The sequence below is a fragment of the Frigoribacterium sp. Leaf8 genome, from assembly GCF_001421165.1.
In the GTDB taxonomy this organism is placed as follows: domain Bacteria; phylum Actinomycetota; class Actinomycetes; order Actinomycetales; family Microbacteriaceae; genus Frigoribacterium.
In genome coordinates, this window is the sequence record NZ_LMKB01000005.1 from 706994 (window position 1) to 725407 (window position 18414).

The following is an 18414-nucleotide window of genomic DNA, read 5'->3' on the forward strand; positions in this document are numbered from 1 at the left end:
ACGCGGTGGCGTCGTCAATACGGAAGAGACCGATCTCGACCCGGTGCACCGGTTCGCAGCCGTCCTGATCAGGACGCGTCGCGAGTGGAGGAGACCTTCGGTACCCGCTGCGTACTGGAGGTACACACATGGACGTCCACTTCTTGACCTGGGCGATCACCATCGCCGGCATCATCGGCCTGCTGTTCTTCGACTTCTTCAGTCACGTGCGCACGCCGCACGAGCCGACCATCCGCGAATCGGCCATCTGGTCGGGCGTCTACATCGGCATCGCCGTCCTGTTCGGCGTCGGGGTCGGCGTCTTCTCGAACTGGACCTTCGGTGGCGAGTACTTCGCCGGCTACATCACCGAGAAGGCCCTCTCGGTCGACAACCTGTTCGTCTTCCTCATCATCATGACGAGCTTCGCGGTGCCCCGCATCTACCAGCAGAAGGTGCTGCTCGTCGGCATCGCCATCGCCCTGCTGTCGCGTGGTCTGTTCATCGCGGCGGGCGTCGTGATCATCGAGAACTTCTCGTGGGTCTTCTACCTCTTCGGCATCCTGCTCTTCTGGCTCGCCTACAGCCAGGTCAAGGGCGGCCACGGCGACGACGAGAAGGACGAGGCGGACAGCAAGCTCATCCGCGCCCTGCGCCGCGTCATCCCCACCTCGCAGGACTACGACGGCCAGAAGCTGACCACCAAGGTCGACGGCAAGCGCCTCTTCACCCCGCTCTTCCTCGTGATGGTCGCGATCGGCCTGACCGACGTGCTCTTCGCGCTCGACTCGATCCCGGCCATCTTCGGCCTCACGCAAGAGGCCTACATCGTCTTCACGGCGAACGCGTTCTCGCTGCTCGGCCTGCGCCAGCTGTACTTCCTCATCTCGGGCCTGCTCGAGCGCCTCGTCTACCTCGCCCAGGGCCTCGCGGTCATCCTCGCCTTCATCGGCGTCAAGCTGCTGTTCCACGCCCTGCACGTCAACGAGGTGCCGTTCATCAACGGCGGCGAGCCGATCACCTGGATCCCCGAGATCCCGATCTGGTTCTCCCTCGGCTTCATCGTGCTGACGATCGCCGTCGCGACCGTCGCCAGCCTCGCGAAGACCCGTCGGGACGCCCGCGCGAAGGCCGGCGTCACGGCGAGCACCGACGACGACCACTGATCCCCCGACGGGCGGTCCCCACCGGGGCCGCCCGTCGCCACTCCCCGCGGCACCCCCGCGGCCGCACCACGGAACGGAACACCCCGATGCGCCTCGAACTCATCCGCCACGGTCAGACCGACTGGAACCTCGCCGACAAGCTCCAGGGCTCCTCGGACATCCCCCTGAACGACACGGGCCGCGGCCAGGCCCTCGAGGCGGCTCGCCTGCTGGCCGGCGTCGAGTGGAGCGCCATCGTGTCGTCGCCGCTCGGGCGTGCCCGCGAGACCGCGGAGATCATCGCCGCCGAACTGGGCATCGAGCTGGGTGACGCCTACGACGAACTGATCGAGCGCGACTACGCGTCGCACGAGGGCCGCACCCCCGAGTCGCCGATCCCCGACCAGCCGAACGCGGACTACCCCGACATCGAACCGCGGGAGTCGGTCGCGGCCCGCGGCCTCGGCGCCCTCGAGATGATCCGCGACACGCGGCTGCCCCTCGACGGTGACGACGCCCACATCGTCGTCGTCTGCCACGGCACGATCATCCGGTTCACCCTCGCCGAGATCCTCGGTCGCGAGGTGCCGCACATCGAGAACGCCGCGGCGAACACGGTCGAGTGGGACGGCACCGCCTGGCACGTGCTGAGCATCAACGGCGGGGTCGTCGACACGCCGATCGACTGACACCCCGGTGCCCCACGGGGCGCGACGAGAACGCAGGAGGCGCGGCCACGCAGGTCGCGCCTCCTGCGTTTCACGTCGGGGCCGGGCTCAGGAGGCGTCGGCGATGTCGCGCTCGGCCGTGCCGCCCGCGGCGGTGCCGGGCTCGGCGACGACGCGCTGGCCGACGACGGCACTGACCCCGTCCTGACGCATCGAGACGCCGTAGAGCGCGTCGGCGATCTCCATCGTGCGCTTCTGGTGCGTGATGACGATCAGTTGGCTCGACTCGCGGAGGTCCTCGAAGATCGTCAACAACCGGCCGAGGTTGGCGTCGTCCAGGGCCGCCTCGACCTCGTCCATGATGTAGAACGGGCTCGGCCGGGCCTTGAAGATCGCGATCAGCAACGCCACGGCGGCCAACGACCGCTCGCCCCCGGACAGCAGCGAGAGCCGCTCGATCTTCTTGCCGGCGGGCTTCACCGTCACCTCGATCCCGGTCGCCAGCAGGTCGTCGGGGTCGGTCAGGTGGAGCGAACCGCTGCCCCCCGGGAAGAGGATCGGGAAGACCCGGTCGAAGGCGGCCTGGGTGTCGGCGAACGCGCTCGCGAAGATGGTCTGCATCTTGTCGTCGATCTCGTCGATGATCGTCAGCAGGTCCGCGCGGGTGCCGGTCAGGTCGGAGAGCTGCTCGGTCAGGAAGAGATGGCGCTGCTCGAGCGCCGCGAACTCCTCGAGGGCCAGGGGGTTCACCCGGCCGAGCCGGGCCAGCTTCTTCTCGGCCACGGCGAGCCGGCGCTGCTGCGTCGCCCGGTCGAAGGGCACGCCCCGAGGAGGCGCGGTGGCGGTCCCGGCGAGGGGCGCGTCGTCGAGGCCGGCGGCACCGTCGGCTCCCCGGGCGGCACGGCCAGCGCCGTCCCCCGTGGCGTCGTCCTCGCCCGCGGCGCCGTCCTCGCCCGCGGCGTCGACGTCGACCAGGTCGACCTCGTCGTCCACGGACGGGCGGGTCGCGACCTCGTCGTCGCTCGGCACGAGGACGTGTGGGCCGTACTCGGCGACGAGGACGTCCTCGACGAGGCCGAGCTCGGAGCCGGCCCGTTCGAGCAGCCCGGACAGGTGAAGAGTCTTCTCGTAGATCTCCATCTCGAGGCCGTGCACGCTCTCGGTCACGGTGGCGAGCCGGTCGCGCAGCTCGCGCTCGGCTCCGCGGAGCGCCTGCAGCTCGGTGTTCTGCTCGGTCCGGGCCGCCTCGGCCTCCGCCAGGACCGCGCGCGCCTCGGCCACCGACCGGGCCGCGGCGTCCAGGGTCGGCGGCAGGGCCTCGAGCACGGACGACGTGGCGGCCATCTGGCGATGCCGCACCACCGTCTGACGGGCCTGGAGTTCGGCGGCCGCCCGCTGCTCGTCGAGTTGTCGCTGCAGGGCCTCGGCCCGGGCGATCTCGGCCCGGACCCGTTCGCGGACGGTCTCGAGGGCGATGCGGCGCTCGGTCTCGACGGCGCGCGCCGTCTCGACCTCGGCCAGCAGGCCGTCGCGCGCCGACGCGTCGAGCAGCGGACGCGGGCGGGCGGCGTGTTCGTCGTGGGCGGCCGCCGCGGCGTCGACGGCGCGGCTCGCGGCGTCGACGGCCTCGACCGACGCGTCGAGCGCGACCGAGAGCCGATCGACCTCGGCCTCGGCGGCCTCGACCCGGGCACGCAGACGACCGAGCTGCTGCCCGTGGGAGGTGACCCGCGCCTCCTCGTCCCGGGCGGCGGCCGCTGCCTCTTTCGCTCGGGTACGCGTCGTGGCGAGCCGTTCCCGGAGCTCGGCGAGCCCGGGAGCGAGCCGCTCGATCTCGGTGGCCACGCCGGTGAGCCGCTCGGCGGCCGCATCGCGCTCGGCGACGAGCTCGAGACGCGACCGCTCGACGCCCGACCCGCCGCGCAGCACGTAGTCGGTCAGCACCTCGCCGGCCCGCGTGATGACGGTCACGGGGATCGGGTGGCCGGCGAGTGCCCGCCAGGCCGAGCGAGCGACCGCGAGGTCGTCGGCCACGACGGTGGCGGCCAGCAGTCCGAGCACCCCGGGAGGCGCGGTGACGACGGCCGTGGCGGCGACGGTCCCGGCCGGGAGATCGACGTCGAGCGTCGACCGGAGCCGCTCGGGCTCGGCCACGACGACCTCGACCCGACCGAGCTCGGCCTCGGTGGCGTGCGCGACCGCGTCGACGGCGGCCTCGACGTCGTCGGCCAGCACCGAGTCGACCACGCTGCCGAGCGCCGCCGCGACGGCGGCCTCGTAGCCGGGACTCACCTGGACGTGCTCGGCCACCAGGCCGCGGATGCCCGGTCGGCCCGCGGCGACCAGGGCGGCCGTGGCGTCGTTCTGGTCGAGGGCCAGCGAGAGCGCGCTGCGGCGGGCCGCGAGGGCGTCGCGCTCACGCTCGGCCGCGTGCAGGCGGTCGCGCCGCTCGTCGACGCTCGCCGTGAGGGTCGACAGCTGTTCTTCGGCCTCGGCCTGGACGGCGGCGTGGTCGACGCCGTCGGCGTCGGCCCGCGGGGACCGCTGCTCGAGCTCGGCGTACTCGGCCCGCCCGGCGTCGCGACGCGCCTCGGCGGCCTCGAGTGCCGCGCGCTGCCGCAGCTGCTCGCCCCGGACGGCCGCGAGCCCCGACCGTGCCGCCTCGAGGGCGCCGCGCAGGCGGGTCGCCTCGAGGTCGTGCTGCGAGACGAGGACGCTCTGGGCCTGGATCTCGACGTCGAGGGCGTCGAGGGAGGCCCGGGCCGTGGCCAGGTCGGCCCCGGCCTGCCCCACCGCCGCCTCGGCCTGCGAGACGTCGCCGCGCAGGCGCTCGGCCTCGTCGCGGGCGTCGGCGACCATGCCCGAGCTGACGGTGGTCGCCACGGCGGGTCGGTCCCCCTGCTGGGCGAGCAGCTGGAGTCGCTGCTGCGCGAGGCTCGACAGGCTGCGCAGGCGCTCGTGGACCGATTCGAGTCCGAAGACCACCCGGCGGGCCTCGTCGACGGCGTCGCCGACCATGGCCTGCTCGAGGCGGTGCTCGCGCTGCTTGTTCTCGTCCAGGCGGCCCTGCAGGACGAGGCGCTCGCTCTTGCGCTCGGCCTCGCTGCTCGACCGGGCCGTGAGCGACTCGCGGAGGGCGACGACCTCGTCGGCCAGCAGACGGGCGCGGGCGTCGCGGACGACCGCCGCGATGGTCTGCGCCTCACGGGCGATCTCGGCCTGGCGCCCGAGCGGCTTGAGCTGGCGGCGGATCTCGCCCGCGAGGTCGCTGAGGCGCGTGAGGTTCGTCTGCATGGCCTCGAGCTTGCGGAGGGTCTTCTCCTTGCGACGACGGTGCTTGAGGATGCCGGCGGCCTCCTCGACGAAGCCCCGGCGGTCCTCGGGAGTGGCGCGCAACACGGCGTCGAGCTGCCCCTGCCCCACGATGACGTGCATCTCGCGGCCGAGGCCGGAGTCGCTGAGGAGCTCTTGCACGTCGAGCAGCCGACAGCCCTCGCCGTTGATGGCGTACTCGCTGCCCCCGTTGCGGAAGAGCGTCCGACTGATCGTCACCTCGGTGTAGTCGATGGGCAGGGCCCCGTCGGAGTTGTCGATCGTCAGCACGACCTGCGCCCGACCGAGCGGACCGCGGGTCGACGTGCCGGCGAAGATGACGTCCTCCATCTTGCCGCCGCGCAGGTTCTTCGCCCCCTGCTCGCCCATCACCCAGGCGAGGGCGTCGACGACGTTGCTCTTGCCCGAACCGTTCGGGCCGACGACGCAGGTGACCCCCGGCTCGAAGGCGAACGTGGTCGCGGAGGCGAACGACTTGAAGCCCTTGAGCGTGAGGCTCTTCAGGTACATGCGCCGCGCCTCCTCGGGACTCGTGACGGGTGGTGACCCGCGCTCAAGGATAGGGGCGGAGGCCCCGCGGACCGGGGAGGCGGACGCCCCCGGCCGTCGGGGTTCAGCGCGTGCGCACTCGCTGGCAGCGGGGGCAGAAGTGGCTCGACCGGTTCATGAAGGCCTCGCGCACGATGAGCGTGCCGCACCGAGGGCACGGACGCCCCTGCTGCCCGTACGCCGCGAGGCTGTGGCTGAAGTAGCCCGACTGGCCGTTGACGTTGACGTACTGGGCGTCGAAGCTCGTGCCCCCCTCGCCGAGGGCCTTGAGCAGCACGACCCGCACCTCGGCCAGCAGCACCCGCGCCCGAGCCCTCGACAACGACTCGGTGGGCTGTTCGGGGTGGACCCGCGCGGCCCAGAGGCTCTCGTCGGCGTAGATGTTGCCCACCCCGCTCAGCAGACCCTGGTCGAGGAGCGCCCGCTTCACCGCCGTGCGGCGGTCCAGCAGACGGGTGATCACCCGCGCTTCGTCGAAGGCGGGGTCGAGCGGGTCGCGCGCGATGTGCGAGACCTGCTGCGGGACGCGGCGCACCCAGGCGGCCGGGTCGGCGTCGGTGCCGACGGCCGTGGTGGCGGTCGTGGTGCCGGGTGTGGCCTCCCCCGCGGCCAGGACGTCGGAACCCAGGAGGCGCGGGCCGGCGAACCCCGCCGCGCGCCCGTCCAGGGTGGGCACCGTCTCGTCGAGGGCCATCGAGCCGAAGATGCGCTGGTCGACAAAGGCGAGCCGCACGGGGCCGAGCGACGGGCTCTCGACGTCGAGCCGGATGCGCATCAGACGGTCGGGCTCGGCATCCCGGCTGCGGAGCAACACCTGCCCGCTCATGCCGAGATGCGCGACCAGGGCCAGGGGCTGCTCGTGCCGCTCGACCGGTTCGAAGGGGAACCAGAGGAACTTGCCCCGGCGGACGGCCGAATCGATCGTGCCGCCGACGAGCCGGTCGACGAAGTCGTCGCTCGGACCACGGTGTCGCTTGAGCGACCGCTGGTCGAGCACCTCGACGGCCGTCACCACGGCGCCGGACACCACCGGGTGCAGACCGGCACGGACGACCTCGACCTCGGGCAGTTCGGGCACGGTCAGTCGACGGAGGCGGCGGCCCGACGGGCGGCGGCGACGCCGGCAGCCGACGCGTTGAGGGACGTCCACGCCCCGAGGGCGGCGGCCATCTCGGCCTGCTTCTTGCTGCTGCCGGACCCCTCGGCGACTCCCTGGTCGTCGCCCAGGGCGACGACGGCGTGGAACCGTTTGTCGTGGTCGGGCCCGCTGTCGGTCACCGAGTACGAGGGCATGCCCCGGCCGAGGGTCGCTGCCAGTTCTTGCAGGCTGGTCTTGGGGTCCATCGCGGCGCCGAAGCGATCCGGGTCGACCAGCAGAGGAGCCACGAGACGCAGCACGAGCGCCGTGGCGGCTTCACCGCCGGCCTCGAGGTAGGTCGCCCCGATGATGGCCTCGACCGTGTCGGCCAGGATCGAGTGCTTGTCGCGACCACCGGTCAGCTCTTCGCCGCGACCGAGGCGCAGGTGCGGGCCGAGGCCGATGATCCGCGCCACCTCGGCCAGGGCGACGGTGCTGACCAGGCTGGCCCGACGTTTGGCGAGGTCGCCCTCGTCGAGGTCGGGGTTCTCGGTGAAGAGCATGACCGTGACGGCCTGGCCCAGGATCGAGTCGCCGAGGAACTCGAGGCGCTCGTTGTTGCCCACGCCGCCGTGCTCGTACGAGTACGACCGGTGGGTCAGCGCCTGGTCGATCAGGTCGTCGCTGAGCTCGATCTGCAGTCGGGACAAGAGAACAGCCCGGTCGGCACCAGGGCTCGACTCGGGCTGACTCATGCGCTCACCGCGAGGGTGGACGGGTTCACGTCGGTGATCAGACGTCGGCGACCTTGCGGCCCTTGTACTCCATGTACAGGGCAGTGCCGGCGCTGTCCTCGACGACCTTGGCACGGTGCGGGAGGCTGTAGGTGACCTTGCCGTTCTCGATCGTCTTGACGAGCTGGACCGGCGTGGCCTTCCACTGCGAACGACGAGCGTGCGTGTTGGAGCGTGACTGCTTGCGCTTCGGGACGGCCATGGGTTTCTCTTCTCTCTGTCGGCACCCTCACGGGTGCCTGGGTCTGACGATGGTGGGTGACGCGGTGGTGTTCAGTGCTGCTCGTCGGCCGGGCGCTGGTCGTCGTGACCGGTGCCCTGTGACGTGCCGTCGGCGGGTGCCGATTCAGCCTGGAACCCTGCCAGTGCCGACCAGCGGGGGTCGGCGATCTCGCGGGGCTGGTAGTCGGGGATGTCGTCCACGCGCTCGCCCGTTTCGGGGTCGAGGCCCGGACAATCCGGCCGACAGACCGGCTGGAAGGGCAGTGACAGAACCACTGCGTCTCTGACCACGGGTTCAAGATCCACGTGATCGTCTTGAACCTGATAGTCAAAAGCTTCGTCGACATCGTACGCGAAAAGCTCGGCGAAATCGACTTCGACGGGCTCGGAGATGTCACGGAGGCACCGGCTGCACTCGCCGACCGCCGTGCCCGACACGTGTGCGGACACCAGGATGCCGTCGTGCAGCCCCTCGAGCTTGACGTCGATAGCGATCTCGGCACCCTTCGGCACCGAGATCTGGCCCTCGCCGAGTTTCTCGGGCACGACGACGTCGAGCTCGTGCTCGCGCATCTCGCCCGGACGGTGCACGAGGTCGAACACCGGGACGGTGTAGGGGGTCTGGGTGAAATGAGGCACGAACGAAGAGTTTACGCCGTCGAGCCGGACGCCGCCTCCGTACCCCTGACGAGTGATCGCGGCGCGATCGTGGCGGTGAGACGCTGCCCCACGGACGACGAGGCACGGAGCCCGGCGATGACCCGACGCGCGTCCGCCTGCACCTGTCGGGCGGCCGGTTCGGCTCCGAAGCGCTCGGCCTGCAGGGCGTCCAGCAGCGCGACGGACGCGGCCCGCGCCTCCCGGGCCGTGGCCGTCCGGCCGGTGGACGGTGCGTGTGACGTCGTCGCCGCGGCACCGTCGCCGAGAACCGCGAGTCGCTGCGCCAGCAGGTCGGCGACGGCCGGAGGGGTCATCGCGGCCGTCACCGGGACGCCGAGGTCCCGAGCGGTGTCGACCACCTCGCGCCAGGCGTGCAGGGCCAGGTCGGGAGGCGACGCCGACAGGCGGCGGCGACGGCGACCGGCCCGCAGCCCCGAGGGGACGACGAGGGCCGCCAGCGCGAGCGCCGCGAGCACCGACAGGGCGATCGTCGGCACGGGACCGCCGCCGGCTCCCTGGCCGGAGGCGGTGGACGTCGGCGTGGCACTCGCGCCCGGGGCCGCGCTCGTCGGGGCGGCCGACGCCGAGGGCGCCGTGCTCGCGTCGGGCGCGGTGCTGGCGTCGTCGCTCGGGACGTCGCTCGGTTCGACGCCGGTCTGCTGCAGGTACTGCTGCGGTGCGCCGAGGCCGACGGTCGGCTCGAAGGGGACCCACCCGAGTCCGGCGAAGTACAGCTCGGGCCAGGTGTGCAGGTCGTCGCTGCTGACCCGGAACGCGGCGTCGTCGCCGACGCCCTGCAGGTCGCCCGGCAGGAAGCCCACGGCCACTCGCGACGGGATGCCCAGCGTCCGAGCCATGACGGCCATCGCCGAGGCGAAGTGCACGCAGTACCCGCTGCGGACCTGCAGGAACGTCTCGATCGCGTCGAGGCCGCTGCCGTCGTAGCCGCGCTCGACCGGGGTGTCCTCCGAGTAGGTGAAGTCGCCGTCGCGGAAGAAGTCCTGCAGCTCGACGGCCGCGTCGAAGGGGTTCGCGGAACCGGCCGTCACCTGCGCCGCGAGGTCGGTGACGGACTGCGGCACCTCGTCCACCGAGAGATAGGGCGCCATGTCGGGCCCCGTGTCGTCGAGCGAGGCGACGACCTGCTCGGGGCTGGGATCGACGGGCCGGCTCGTCACCTCGTACTCGAGGCCCTGCGTGCCCTCGGAATCGCTGCGGACGGTGACGCCGCTCTCGTCGACGAACCGCCACCCGTCGTCCAGGCCCTCGATGGTCGCGGGCGGCACCGGCACGGGCAGGTACGGGCTGCGGAGCGCCCCGATCGTGACGTCGGTCGTGACGTCGCGTCGAGCGGTGCCGGGGTCGATGCCGGGAGCGTCGGGCAGCGCGTCGAGCGTGTTGAGCGGGTCGAGCGGCACGTCGGCGGGGCTCCAGGTGCGGCCCGAGAAGTCGACGAGGTCGACGAGCTTGAGGTAGTTGCCCTGCGGGTCGTCGGTCCGGTACGACAGGACGGTGACCGGGGCACCCCGCCGGAGGTCGTCGCCGAGGTCGATGATCGGGTTGACGCCGGTCGCGAGTCCGGTCCCGGTGCCCGAACCGGTCAACGGCGCCACGCCCGTGAGCGGGACGACGGCCGTCAGCAACCCCGCCACGGCGACCGACGCGGCGGCTCCGACGAGGCCGGCGCGCGAGGGTCGTCGGCCGGTGGACACCATCAGCAGCACCAGGAAGGCCAGCACGGTGGCCACCACCCAGGGCCAGCTCGTGACGACGCCCGGGACGAAGGTCGGCACCGCCAGCACGAGGGCGGGGAAGACCCCGGTCACGACCGGCAGCTGCCCCACCGACGACAGCAGGTCGGTGACGACGGCGACGACGAGCACCGAGAGGGCGACCGTGACCAGCAGGCCGTCGTTCACCTCGACGGGGGCCGAGCCCTCGACGATCGCCGCGTTCGCCTGCGCGGACAGCTCGGGGAGGCGCGCGAAGGTGGACCCCGTCGGCACGACGCCCAGCAGGGCCGTGCCGCCCGAGGCGAACGCCGTCGTGACGAGGGCGCCCAGCACCGCCCCACCGACGACGCCCAGCCAGGAGGCGCCCCCCAGCGCCCGCACGACGAGGGAACCGCCCAGCACGACGGCGGCCACCACGGCCCCGGCCACCCACCATCCGATCCCGACGAAGACGGGGTGCAGGCTCGCGAGCGACAGGACGAGCACGAGCCAGAGCAGGGCCGTGGTCTGCCCGCGGACGGCGCCCGTGGGCTCGGCACCGAAGAACCCCGTGCGGGTCGGCGACTCAGTCATCGAGGACTCCCGACGTCGTGATCAGGCGGCCGACGTCGACGCTCGAGTCGGTCTCGACGACCCGCCAGCCCGAGTCGCGCAGCGCACCGGCGACCTCGTCGGGGGCCAGCACGCGGTCGTCGGCCCGAGCACGACCGTCGGCGGGGCGGGTGGGTCGCGAGGTCAGGCCGGCGCCGAGGGGCAGCGCGGCCGTGACGACGACCGCGACCGCCGACGACCCGGGGGCCCTCGAGGCGACGAGCAGGTCGAGGTCGGGTCGGCCCAGCCCGGAGACGACCGCCACGACGGGCTCGCGGGGTGACGGGGCCGGAGCGGGCGCCCCGGGCGCGTCGTCGAGCCGCAGGTCGGCGAGGTCGTCGAGGAACATCGTGGTCGAGTCGGGATCGTGCCGGGCGACGAGCGTGCCGCCGGGTGTCGTCAGCACGGTCGCCGAGCCCGCGTGGCCCACCTCGACCGCGACCGTCGCGGCGAACGACACCGCCCATTCGAAGGCGTCGCTGACGAGAGGAATCGCGGCCGTCGCCGCCCTGACCCCGACCCTGCTCGTCGGGGGCAGGGTCGGACGGGCGTCCGGCCATCCCTCGGCCGCGACGGCGATGACGACCCGCGCACTCGGCAGGCCGTGCTGCTCTTCTTGCCGCACCATGAGCTCGCCGTGTCGTGCCGTGGCCTTCCAGTGCACCCGTCGCATCGGATCGCCCCGGCGGTACTCGCGGGTGACCGGATCGTCCTCGCCGCTGGCCAGGCTGTGCTCGCGCTGACGCCTCGACCCGTCGCCCAGCGCACGGGACTCGCGGCCGAGTCCCACCTCGACGACCTCGGGCACCACGACGAACTCCGCCACGCCGGAGGCCACGACCCGTCGACGGGCCACGCCGTACGACTCGACGAGGTCGACGTGCAGCGGGCCGATGCGGTGTCGGCCGCGCGGCAGGTCGTGGTGGCGGAAGACCGCCGAGGAGGCGCGGCCCGGCACCAGCAGGACGGCTGCGGCCTCGGCGTCGGACAATCGTCCGAACGGCAGCTGCTCGCGGACCCGCACGGTGCCGGAGGTCCGCCCCCCACGAGGGAGGACCGCGACCGTCTCGACGGCGGACCACCCCGCGACGCCGCGGTCGGGAGTGAAGCGACGGGTGACCCGCACGTCGGCCGTCCGGAACAGCAAGGAGATCGTGACGGCCACGATGAGCACGACCAGGGTCGTGCCGGCGAAGACGAGGGCGGGGGCCTGGAGCAGCCAGCCCACGAGCACGACCAGCACCCCGGCGGCGAGCACGCCGACGCCACGGCCGGTCGGCCTGGGGACCCCACCCCGTCCCATGCTCAGCGCGCGTCGGCCGCGTCGCCGAGCGGGACGGCGGTCTGCTCGACGATCTCGGCCACGAGGTCGTAGGCCGCCGAGGCGGCACCGGCACCGGCTCGACCGGCGAGGATCACCCGGTGACCGAGGACGGGACCGGAGAGGGCGTCGACGTCGTCGGGGACCACGTAGCCGCGGCCGTTGAGCGCGGCCCAGGACTTCGCCGCGCGCATGAGCTGCAGGGTCGCGCGGGGACTGGCCCCGAGCCGCACGTCGGGGTGGACCCGGGTCGCCTGGACGATCCGCACGGCGTACTCCTCGACGGCCTGGGCTGTGTAGACGGTGCGGACGGCCGCGATCATGCGCGTGAGCTCGTCGAGCGACACCAGCGGGCGCAGGGTGTCGAGAGGGCTGACCCGCTCGCGTTGCTGCAGCATGCGCAGCTCGCTGCGGGCGTCCGGGTACCCCAGCGAGATGCGGGCCATGAACCGGTCGCGCTGGGCCTCGGGCAGGTTGTAGGTGCCCTCCATCTCGACGGGGTTCTGCGTGGCCACGACGAGGAAGGGCGACGGGAGGGGATGCGTGATGCCGTCGACCGTCACCTGGCGCTCTTCGAGGCTCTCGAGCAGCGCCGACTGCGTCTTCGGCGAGGCACGGTTGATCTCGTCGCCGATGACGACGTTGGCGAAGACCGGACCGGGCTTGAACTCGAAGCCGCCGCTCTGCCGGTCGTAGACCGAGACGCCCGTGATGTCGCTCGGCAGCAGGTCGGGGGTGAACTGGATGCGGGTCACGGTCGCGTCGACGGCCTTGGCGAGCGCCCGGGCGAGCTGGGTCTTGCCGACGCCGGGGACGTCCTCGATCAGCAGGTGGCCCTCGGCGAGCAACACGGTGAGCGCCGTCGAGATGGCGCCGTCCTTGCCGTCGATGACGGTGGCCACGGCCTCGAGGACGCCCCGTGCCCGCTGCTGGACCTCGTCGAGCGACATCGTGGGACCGGAGCCGGCCGCCCGGACGGCGGCGGGCTCGACGGTGGGGTCGTTGGTCGTGGTCATCGCGGCGTCCTCGTCGGGTGGGGTCGGGGTCAGGTCGTGCTGAGGTAGGCGGCGACGGCCGCCGGCACGTAGGGCGACACGTCGCCGCCGAGCGAGGCCACCTGTCGCACCAGCGAGCTCGACACGTGCGCGTGGGCGGGATCGGGCAGCAGGAAGACGGTCTCGACACCGGCCAGACTGCGGTTCATGATCGCCATCGGGGTCTCGTAGGCGACGTCGACCTGCGAGCGGATGCCCTTGACGAGCACGCTCGCCCCGACCTCGGTGCAGTAGTCGACGAGCAACCCGACGCTCCAGCTGTGCACCGTGACGGTGTCGGGCAGCCCCGCCGCCCGGAGCGACTCGGTGAGCAACGAGACCCGCTGCGCCAGGGGCAACAACGCGCTCTTCTCGGGGTTGTGCACCACGAGGACGTGGACCTCGTCGAAGATGTTGGCGGCCCGGGCGATCACGTCCACGTGACCGAGGGTCACCGGGTCGAACGAACCCGGGACGACGGCGATCCTGCTCATCCGGTCACTGTAGCCCGCCGACCCCGGACGGATGCCCAGGGCGAGGACCGGGTCGAGGACGCGTCACGCGTCACCACCGGCTCAGTTCTTGCCCATGGCCTCGCGGCCCCGGTCGTCGAGGCGCCGCGCGATGGCGGCGGCGAGGGCGGGGTGGTCGACCAGGCGGGGATCGGCGTCGAGGACCTCGGCCGCGTGCTCGCGGGCGAGTCCGATGAGGTCGCCGTCGCGGGCGACCCTCAGCAGCCGGAGCGACGAGCGGCCGCCCGACTGGAGGTTGCCGAGCACGTCGCCCTCTCGGCGCAGGTCGAGGTCGACCTGCGCGAGCTCGAAGCCGTCGAGTGTGGCCGCGACCGCGTCGACCCGCTCGCGGGCCACGGTGTCGGCCGCCGCGTGGGTGACGAGCAGGCAGAGGCCCGGGTGGCCGCCACGGCCGACGCGGCCGCGCAGCTGATGGAGCTGCGAGACGCCGAAGCGGTCGGCGTCGAGCACGACCATGGTCGAGGCGTTCGGCACGTCGACCCCCACCTCGACGACCGTCGTCGCGACGAGGACGTCGATGTCGCCGGCCGCGAAGCGGCGCATGACGTCGTCCTTCTCGTCGGACGACATGCGGCCGTGCAGGGGCTCGACCCGCAGGCCCTGCAGCACGGGGATGGTGGGCACCCGGGCCATGACCCCCTCGACGCTGGCGCGTTCCGGCGCCGGTGCGTCGGAGGGCTCGGCGCCGTCGGGGTCGTCACCGGGCGCGACCTCGGCGTCGGGCGGGTCACCCGGCTCGGCCGTCACCGCGTCGATCGCCGGGCACACGACGAAGACCTGTCGCCCCTTCGCGACCTCTTCGGCCGAACGTTGCCAGATGCGGCCGCCCCAGGTCGGGTGGTCGGCCAGGGGGACGACGAACGACTCGATCGGCTGACGGCCCTTCGGCAGCTCGGCGATGGTCGAGACGTCGAGGTCGCCGAAGACCGTCATGGCCACGGTGCGCGGGATCGGCGTCGCCGTGAGGACGAGCACGTGCGGCGGCGTGGCGCCCTTCTTGCGGAGCGCCTCGCGCTGGTCGACGCCGAAGCGGTGCTGCTCGTCGACGACGACGAGGCCGAGGTCGAAGAACTCGACGGCCTCGCTGATCAGTGCGTGGGTGCCCACCACGACGTGCGCCTGCCCGCTGACGATGGAGAGCAGCGCCTTCTTGCGCTGGGCCACCGTCATCTGGCCGGTCAGCAGGGTCGGGCGCAGTCGGGCGGCGAGGTCGGGCCCGAGGGTGGCCGTGATCGACCGCAGGTGCTGAGCCGCGAGCACCTCGGTCGGAGCCAGCAGGGCCGACTGCCCACCGCTCTCGGCCACGGCGAGCATCGCCCGGAGGGCGACGAGGGTCTTGCCCGAGCCGACCTCGCCCTGCACGAGGCGGTTCATGGGCACCTCGGCCTCGAGGTCGCGGGTGATCTCGTCGCCGACCAGGCGCTGGTCACCCGTCCGCTCGAACGGCAGGGCCGCGTCGAAGGCGGCGAGCAGGCCGTCGGGGGCGGCACGACGGGGGGTCGCGGCCGATCGACGCACGAGGGCCCGCTGTTGGAGCAGCGCGCTCTGCAGCACGAAGGCCTCGTCGAACCGCAGGGTGTCACGAGCCGTGAGGTGGTCACGATCGCTCTCGGGCCGGTGGATGCGCTCGTACGCCTCGGACACGGGCATGAGGTCGAGCTCGGACCGGACCGACGCCGGCACCGCGTCGTCGATCGGCGGCAGTCCGTCGAGCAGCACCTCGACCGACTTCTGCACCTGCCAGGACGCCACGGAGGCGCTGGCCGGGTAGATCGGGATGGGCTGCTTCGCCCACTTCTGGGCCTGCTGGTCGCCGACCCCGGCGACGGCCTCGTGCGAGGCGTCGAAGAGCTCGTAGTCGGGGTGCGCGAGCTGACGGAGCCCCCGGTAGTCGCCGACCTTGCCCGCGAAGATGCCGCGGGCGCCGGGCACGAGGTCCCTCGCCCGCCAGGCCTGGTTGAAGAAGGTGAGCGTGAGGATGCCCTGGCCGTCGCCGATGCGCACCTCGAGGATCGACCCGCGCCGGGCCCGCATCGTGCGTTCGCGGACGTCGAGCACCTGGGCCACGATGGTGACGGACTCGCCGAGCGGCAGCTGGTCGAGGGCGGTGAGCTCGCCCCGACGGGCGTAGCGCCGAGGGAAGTGCGTCAGCAGGTCGCCGACCGTGCGCAGGCCGAAGGCCTTCTGCAGGGCGGTGGCCGTCCGGCCGCCGAGGGCCCCGGCCAGCGATGCGTCGAGGGGTGAGTCGGGCACGCACACCACGCTAGCGCGCGCCCCCGACAGCGCCCGCCCCCGGCGGACGCGCCGCCCGGCGTCAGAGGGTGAAGGAGTACCCGCCGGAGGCGCGGGTCGCCTTCGCGAGGTCGGCCCCCTGCCCGTCGTCGTTGACCTCGAGGGCCCTCAGCTGCCGCCCCACCCCGCGCGCGGACTGCTTGCAGAAGCCGACGGCGAGGTGACGCTCCGCGTCGGAGTCGGCCCGCGCCTCCTGGAGGGCCGTCGAGGCCCGTGACAGGACGGCCGTCTGCGCGTAGATGCCGCTCGCCGCGTCGGCGAGGCGCTTCTGCACGAGCTGCTTCTCCTGCACCTTCTTGCCGTGCTTGCGGAGCGCGCCCTCGGTGCGCTCGCGCAGTCGCGAGACCTGGTCGCCGAGCTCGGCGGCCTGCTTGGCGAGCGCGGGATGGACCCCGACCGGCCGTTCGGGCCGGATGCGACGCTGGACGCGGCCCGCGACGTACGGCGCGAGCACCCCGAGCGCCCGCCCCGGGTCGCCGATGCGGAGCGACGCCACGTCGGGCAGTTCCTCGCTGAGCGTCTTGAGCCCGTTGAGGGCGACGAACGCGCGGAGGACGTCGTTGGCCCCCTCGAAGATCGGGAAGATCCGGAAGTCGCGCAGGGCCTTCGACAGCGGGTGACCTTCCATGTACGCCTCGCCGCCGTGCAGCTGGACGGCCCGGTTGAGGGCGTACCAGCCGGTGTCGCTCGCCGCGACCTTGGTCAGGGCGGACTCCAGGGCGAAGTCGGTGTCGCCGCGGTCGACGAGGCCCGTGGTCAGGTACGACATCGATTCGACGCCGTAGATCTGCTGGGTCATCCACGCGAGCTTGTCGCCGACCATCTCGAAGTCCGCGAGCGGTCGTCCGAACTGGTGCCGCGCCTCCGTGTGCTCGAGGCTCAGCTCGAGGAACCGCTTCATGCCGCCCGCGATGGCCGTGCCCATCGACATGCGACCGTTGTTGAGCGTGTTGACCGCGATGCGGAAGCCGTCACCGGGTTCGCCGAGCAGGTTCTCGGCGGGCACGCGGACGTCCTTGAAGTGCACGCGCTGCAGGTGGTTGGCCTTGAGGCCGTGCGTCTCGAACCGCGGGCCGGTGCTCAGCCCCTCCATGCCCTTCTCGACGATGAGCGCGACGTGCCCGAGGTCGCTCTGCGCGAAGACCGTCAGGACGTCCTTGTCGCCGTTGCCGATCCACCGCTTCTCGCCGTTCAGGAGCCAGCTGCCGTCGCTCTGCCTCTCGGCGCGGGTCTCGAGCGCGTAGGCGTCGCTGCCCACGTTCGGCTCGGTGAGCACGAACGCCGCGAGCTTGCGGCCGCTCGCCAGGTCGGGCAGCCAGCGGGCCTTCTGGTCGTCGGTGCCGAAGAGGTGCAGCGGCTTGGTGCCGATCGACTGGTGCACCCCCATCACCGTGGCCAGGGTGCCGTCGACCCGACCGAACTCCTCGTACACGCGGCAGTAGGCGCTCTGGCCGAGCCCGAGGCCGCCGTACTCCTCGGCGACGAAGAGTCCCATCAGGCCCCGCTCGCCCAGCTCGCGCACCAGGTCGTCGCCGATCCACCCCTCGCGTTCCGCCTTCAGCGGGTCGTAGCCGGCGAGCACCTCGCGGGCGGACGCGGACACCGTCTCGACCCGGGACTTCTCGGCCGCCGTCATGTGCGGGTACGGGAAGGCGAGTTCGGAGGCGATGCGCCCCGCGAACAGCGACTTGGTGAACGAGGGCCTCACGGTGCGATCGACGCTGGTCATGGGACCCGATGCTGCCGACGCGGGCGGGCGGCGACAACTCGGTTGTGCAGGTCCGACGACCGGGCGCGGGAGTCGACGGTCGCGCGTTGTCGGGATGCTCGAACCCGACGGGCGACGGGTGGCGGGCGTCGACCTGGCAAGGTTGACCCCATGTCCCGCATCATCTCCGGCTTCGCCGACAACCTCTCGCTCGTCGTACCCAAGGTCGGGACGCGGCCCACGAGCGACCGGGTCCGCGAGGCGCTGTTCTCGTCGCTGGACGCGCGCGACGAGATCCGGGGCCGGCGCGTCCTCGACCTCTACGCCGGGACGGGCGGCCTCGGGCTCGAGGCGGCGTCGCGAGGAGCCGCCTCGGTCGTGCTGGTCGAGAAGGCCCCCGGCGCCGCGAAGGTGCTGCGTCGCAACGTCGAGTCGGTGCTGGCCCGGGCTCCCCGCCCGCCGCGCGGCACTCCCCCGCGCGTCGACGTCGTGACCCAGCCCGTGCGGTCCTACCTCGAGGGCGGCTCGGCTCTCGTCGACCTCGTCTTCTTCGACCCGCCCTACGAGTTGTCGGCCGCCGACCTCACCGCCGACCTCACGGCCCTGCTGCCCTCGCTCGACGATCAGGCCCTCGTCGTGGTCGAGCGCGCCTCGCGCGACGGCGAACCGGGCTGGCCCGAGGGCCTCACCCTCGACGTGAAGAAGCAGTACGGCGACACGACCGTCTGGTTCGCGCTGCGCGACTGACCCCCCGCAGGAGGCGCGGGTCGGCTC

General features: G+C 72.7%; 14 protein-coding genes. 3 read left to right on the forward strand and 11 right to left on the reverse strand.

The window, feature by feature from the left end; all coding sequences use genetic code 11:
- Positions 1-128 precede the first annotated feature (128 nt).
- Positions 129-1145: a TerC family protein gene (locus ASL10_RS08020; protein WP_056046204.1), complete on the forward strand. Its 1017-nt coding sequence runs from the start codon at positions 129-131 to the stop codon at positions 1143-1145.
- An 86-nt stretch (positions 1146-1231) separates the two neighbouring features.
- Positions 1232-1813 carry a histidine phosphatase family protein gene (locus ASL10_RS08025; RefSeq protein ID WP_056046205.1) on the forward strand — a complete coding sequence of 194 codons (582 nt, stop codon included), beginning with the start codon at positions 1232-1234 and terminating at the stop codon, positions 1811-1813.
- A gap of 87 nt (positions 1814-1900) precedes the next feature.
- Here ASL10_RS08025 and smc read toward each other — a convergent pair whose 3' ends face one another.
- The 11 genes from smc to ASL10_RS08080 all read right to left on the reverse strand — a co-directional run bounded on the left by smc (position 1901) and on the right by ASL10_RS08080 (position 17661).
- On the reverse strand, positions 1901-5635 hold the full coding sequence (gene smc / locus ASL10_RS08030) for a chromosome segregation protein SMC (protein WP_056046207.1): 3735 nt from the start codon (positions 5633-5635) through the stop codon (positions 1901-1903).
- A 103-nt stretch (positions 5636-5738) separates the two neighbouring features.
- A complete protein-coding gene (locus ASL10_RS08035) occupies positions 5739-6752 on the reverse strand; it encodes an Fpg/Nei family DNA glycosylase (protein ID WP_056047661.1) in 1014 nt (337 codons plus the stop codon).
- 2 nt (positions 6753-6754) lie between these two features.
- A complete protein-coding gene (gene rnc / locus ASL10_RS08040; RefSeq protein WP_056046210.1) occupies positions 6755-7507 on the reverse strand; it encodes a ribonuclease III in 753 nt (250 codons plus the stop codon).
- 37 nt (positions 7508-7544) lie between these two features.
- Positions 7545-7748, reverse strand: coding sequence for a 50S ribosomal protein L32 (gene rpmF, locus ASL10_RS08045; RefSeq protein ID WP_043593937.1), 204 nt, complete (start codon positions 7746-7748; stop codon positions 7545-7547).
- Positions 7749-7819: 71 nt separating this feature from the next.
- The gene (locus tag ASL10_RS08050; RefSeq protein WP_307785131.1) at positions 7820-8407 is read right to left on the reverse strand and encodes a DUF177 domain-containing protein; all 588 of its coding nucleotides are present in this window, start codon (positions 8405-8407) and stop codon (positions 7820-7822) included.
- Positions 8408-8418: 11 nt separating this feature from the next.
- Entirely contained in the window at positions 8419-10734 is a 2316-nt protein-coding gene (locus tag ASL10_RS08055; protein ID WP_056046211.1) for a DUF3488 and transglutaminase-like domain-containing protein, read from the reverse strand.
- Positions 10727-12055 (reverse strand): DUF58 domain-containing protein, encoded by a 1329-nt coding sequence (locus ASL10_RS08060; protein WP_056046213.1) that lies wholly within the window; start codon positions 12053-12055, stop codon positions 10727-10729. The genes ASL10_RS08055 and ASL10_RS08060 overlap by 8 nt, the downstream gene beginning before the upstream one ends.
- Before the next feature lie 2 nt (positions 12056-12057).
- The gene (locus tag ASL10_RS08065) at positions 12058-13089 is read right to left on the reverse strand and encodes an AAA family ATPase (RefSeq protein ID WP_369794384.1); all 1032 of its coding nucleotides are present in this window, start codon (positions 13087-13089) and stop codon (positions 12058-12060) included.
- Between the two features lie 29 nt (positions 13090-13118).
- Positions 13119-13601, reverse strand: coding sequence for a pantetheine-phosphate adenylyltransferase (gene coaD / locus ASL10_RS08070; RefSeq protein WP_056046215.1), 483 nt, complete (start codon positions 13599-13601; stop codon positions 13119-13121).
- A gap of 81 nt (positions 13602-13682) precedes the next feature.
- Complete coding sequence (locus tag ASL10_RS08075) at positions 13683-15893, reverse strand: ATP-dependent DNA helicase RecG (RefSeq protein ID WP_056046217.1); 2211 nt, start codon at positions 15891-15893, stop codon at positions 13683-13685.
- A gap of 61 nt (positions 15894-15954) precedes the next feature.
- A complete protein-coding gene (locus ASL10_RS08080; protein ID WP_056046218.1) occupies positions 15955-17661 on the reverse strand; it encodes an acyl-CoA dehydrogenase family protein in 1707 nt (568 codons plus the stop codon).
- A gap of 150 nt (positions 17662-17811) precedes the next feature.
- Between ASL10_RS08080 and rsmD the strand changes: the two genes are divergently transcribed.
- The gene (gene rsmD, locus ASL10_RS08085; RefSeq protein WP_056046219.1) at positions 17812-18387 is read left to right on the forward strand and encodes a 16S rRNA (guanine(966)-N(2))-methyltransferase RsmD; all 576 of its coding nucleotides are present in this window, start codon (positions 17812-17814) and stop codon (positions 18385-18387) included.
- The last annotated feature ends 27 nt before the right edge of the window (positions 18388-18414 follow it).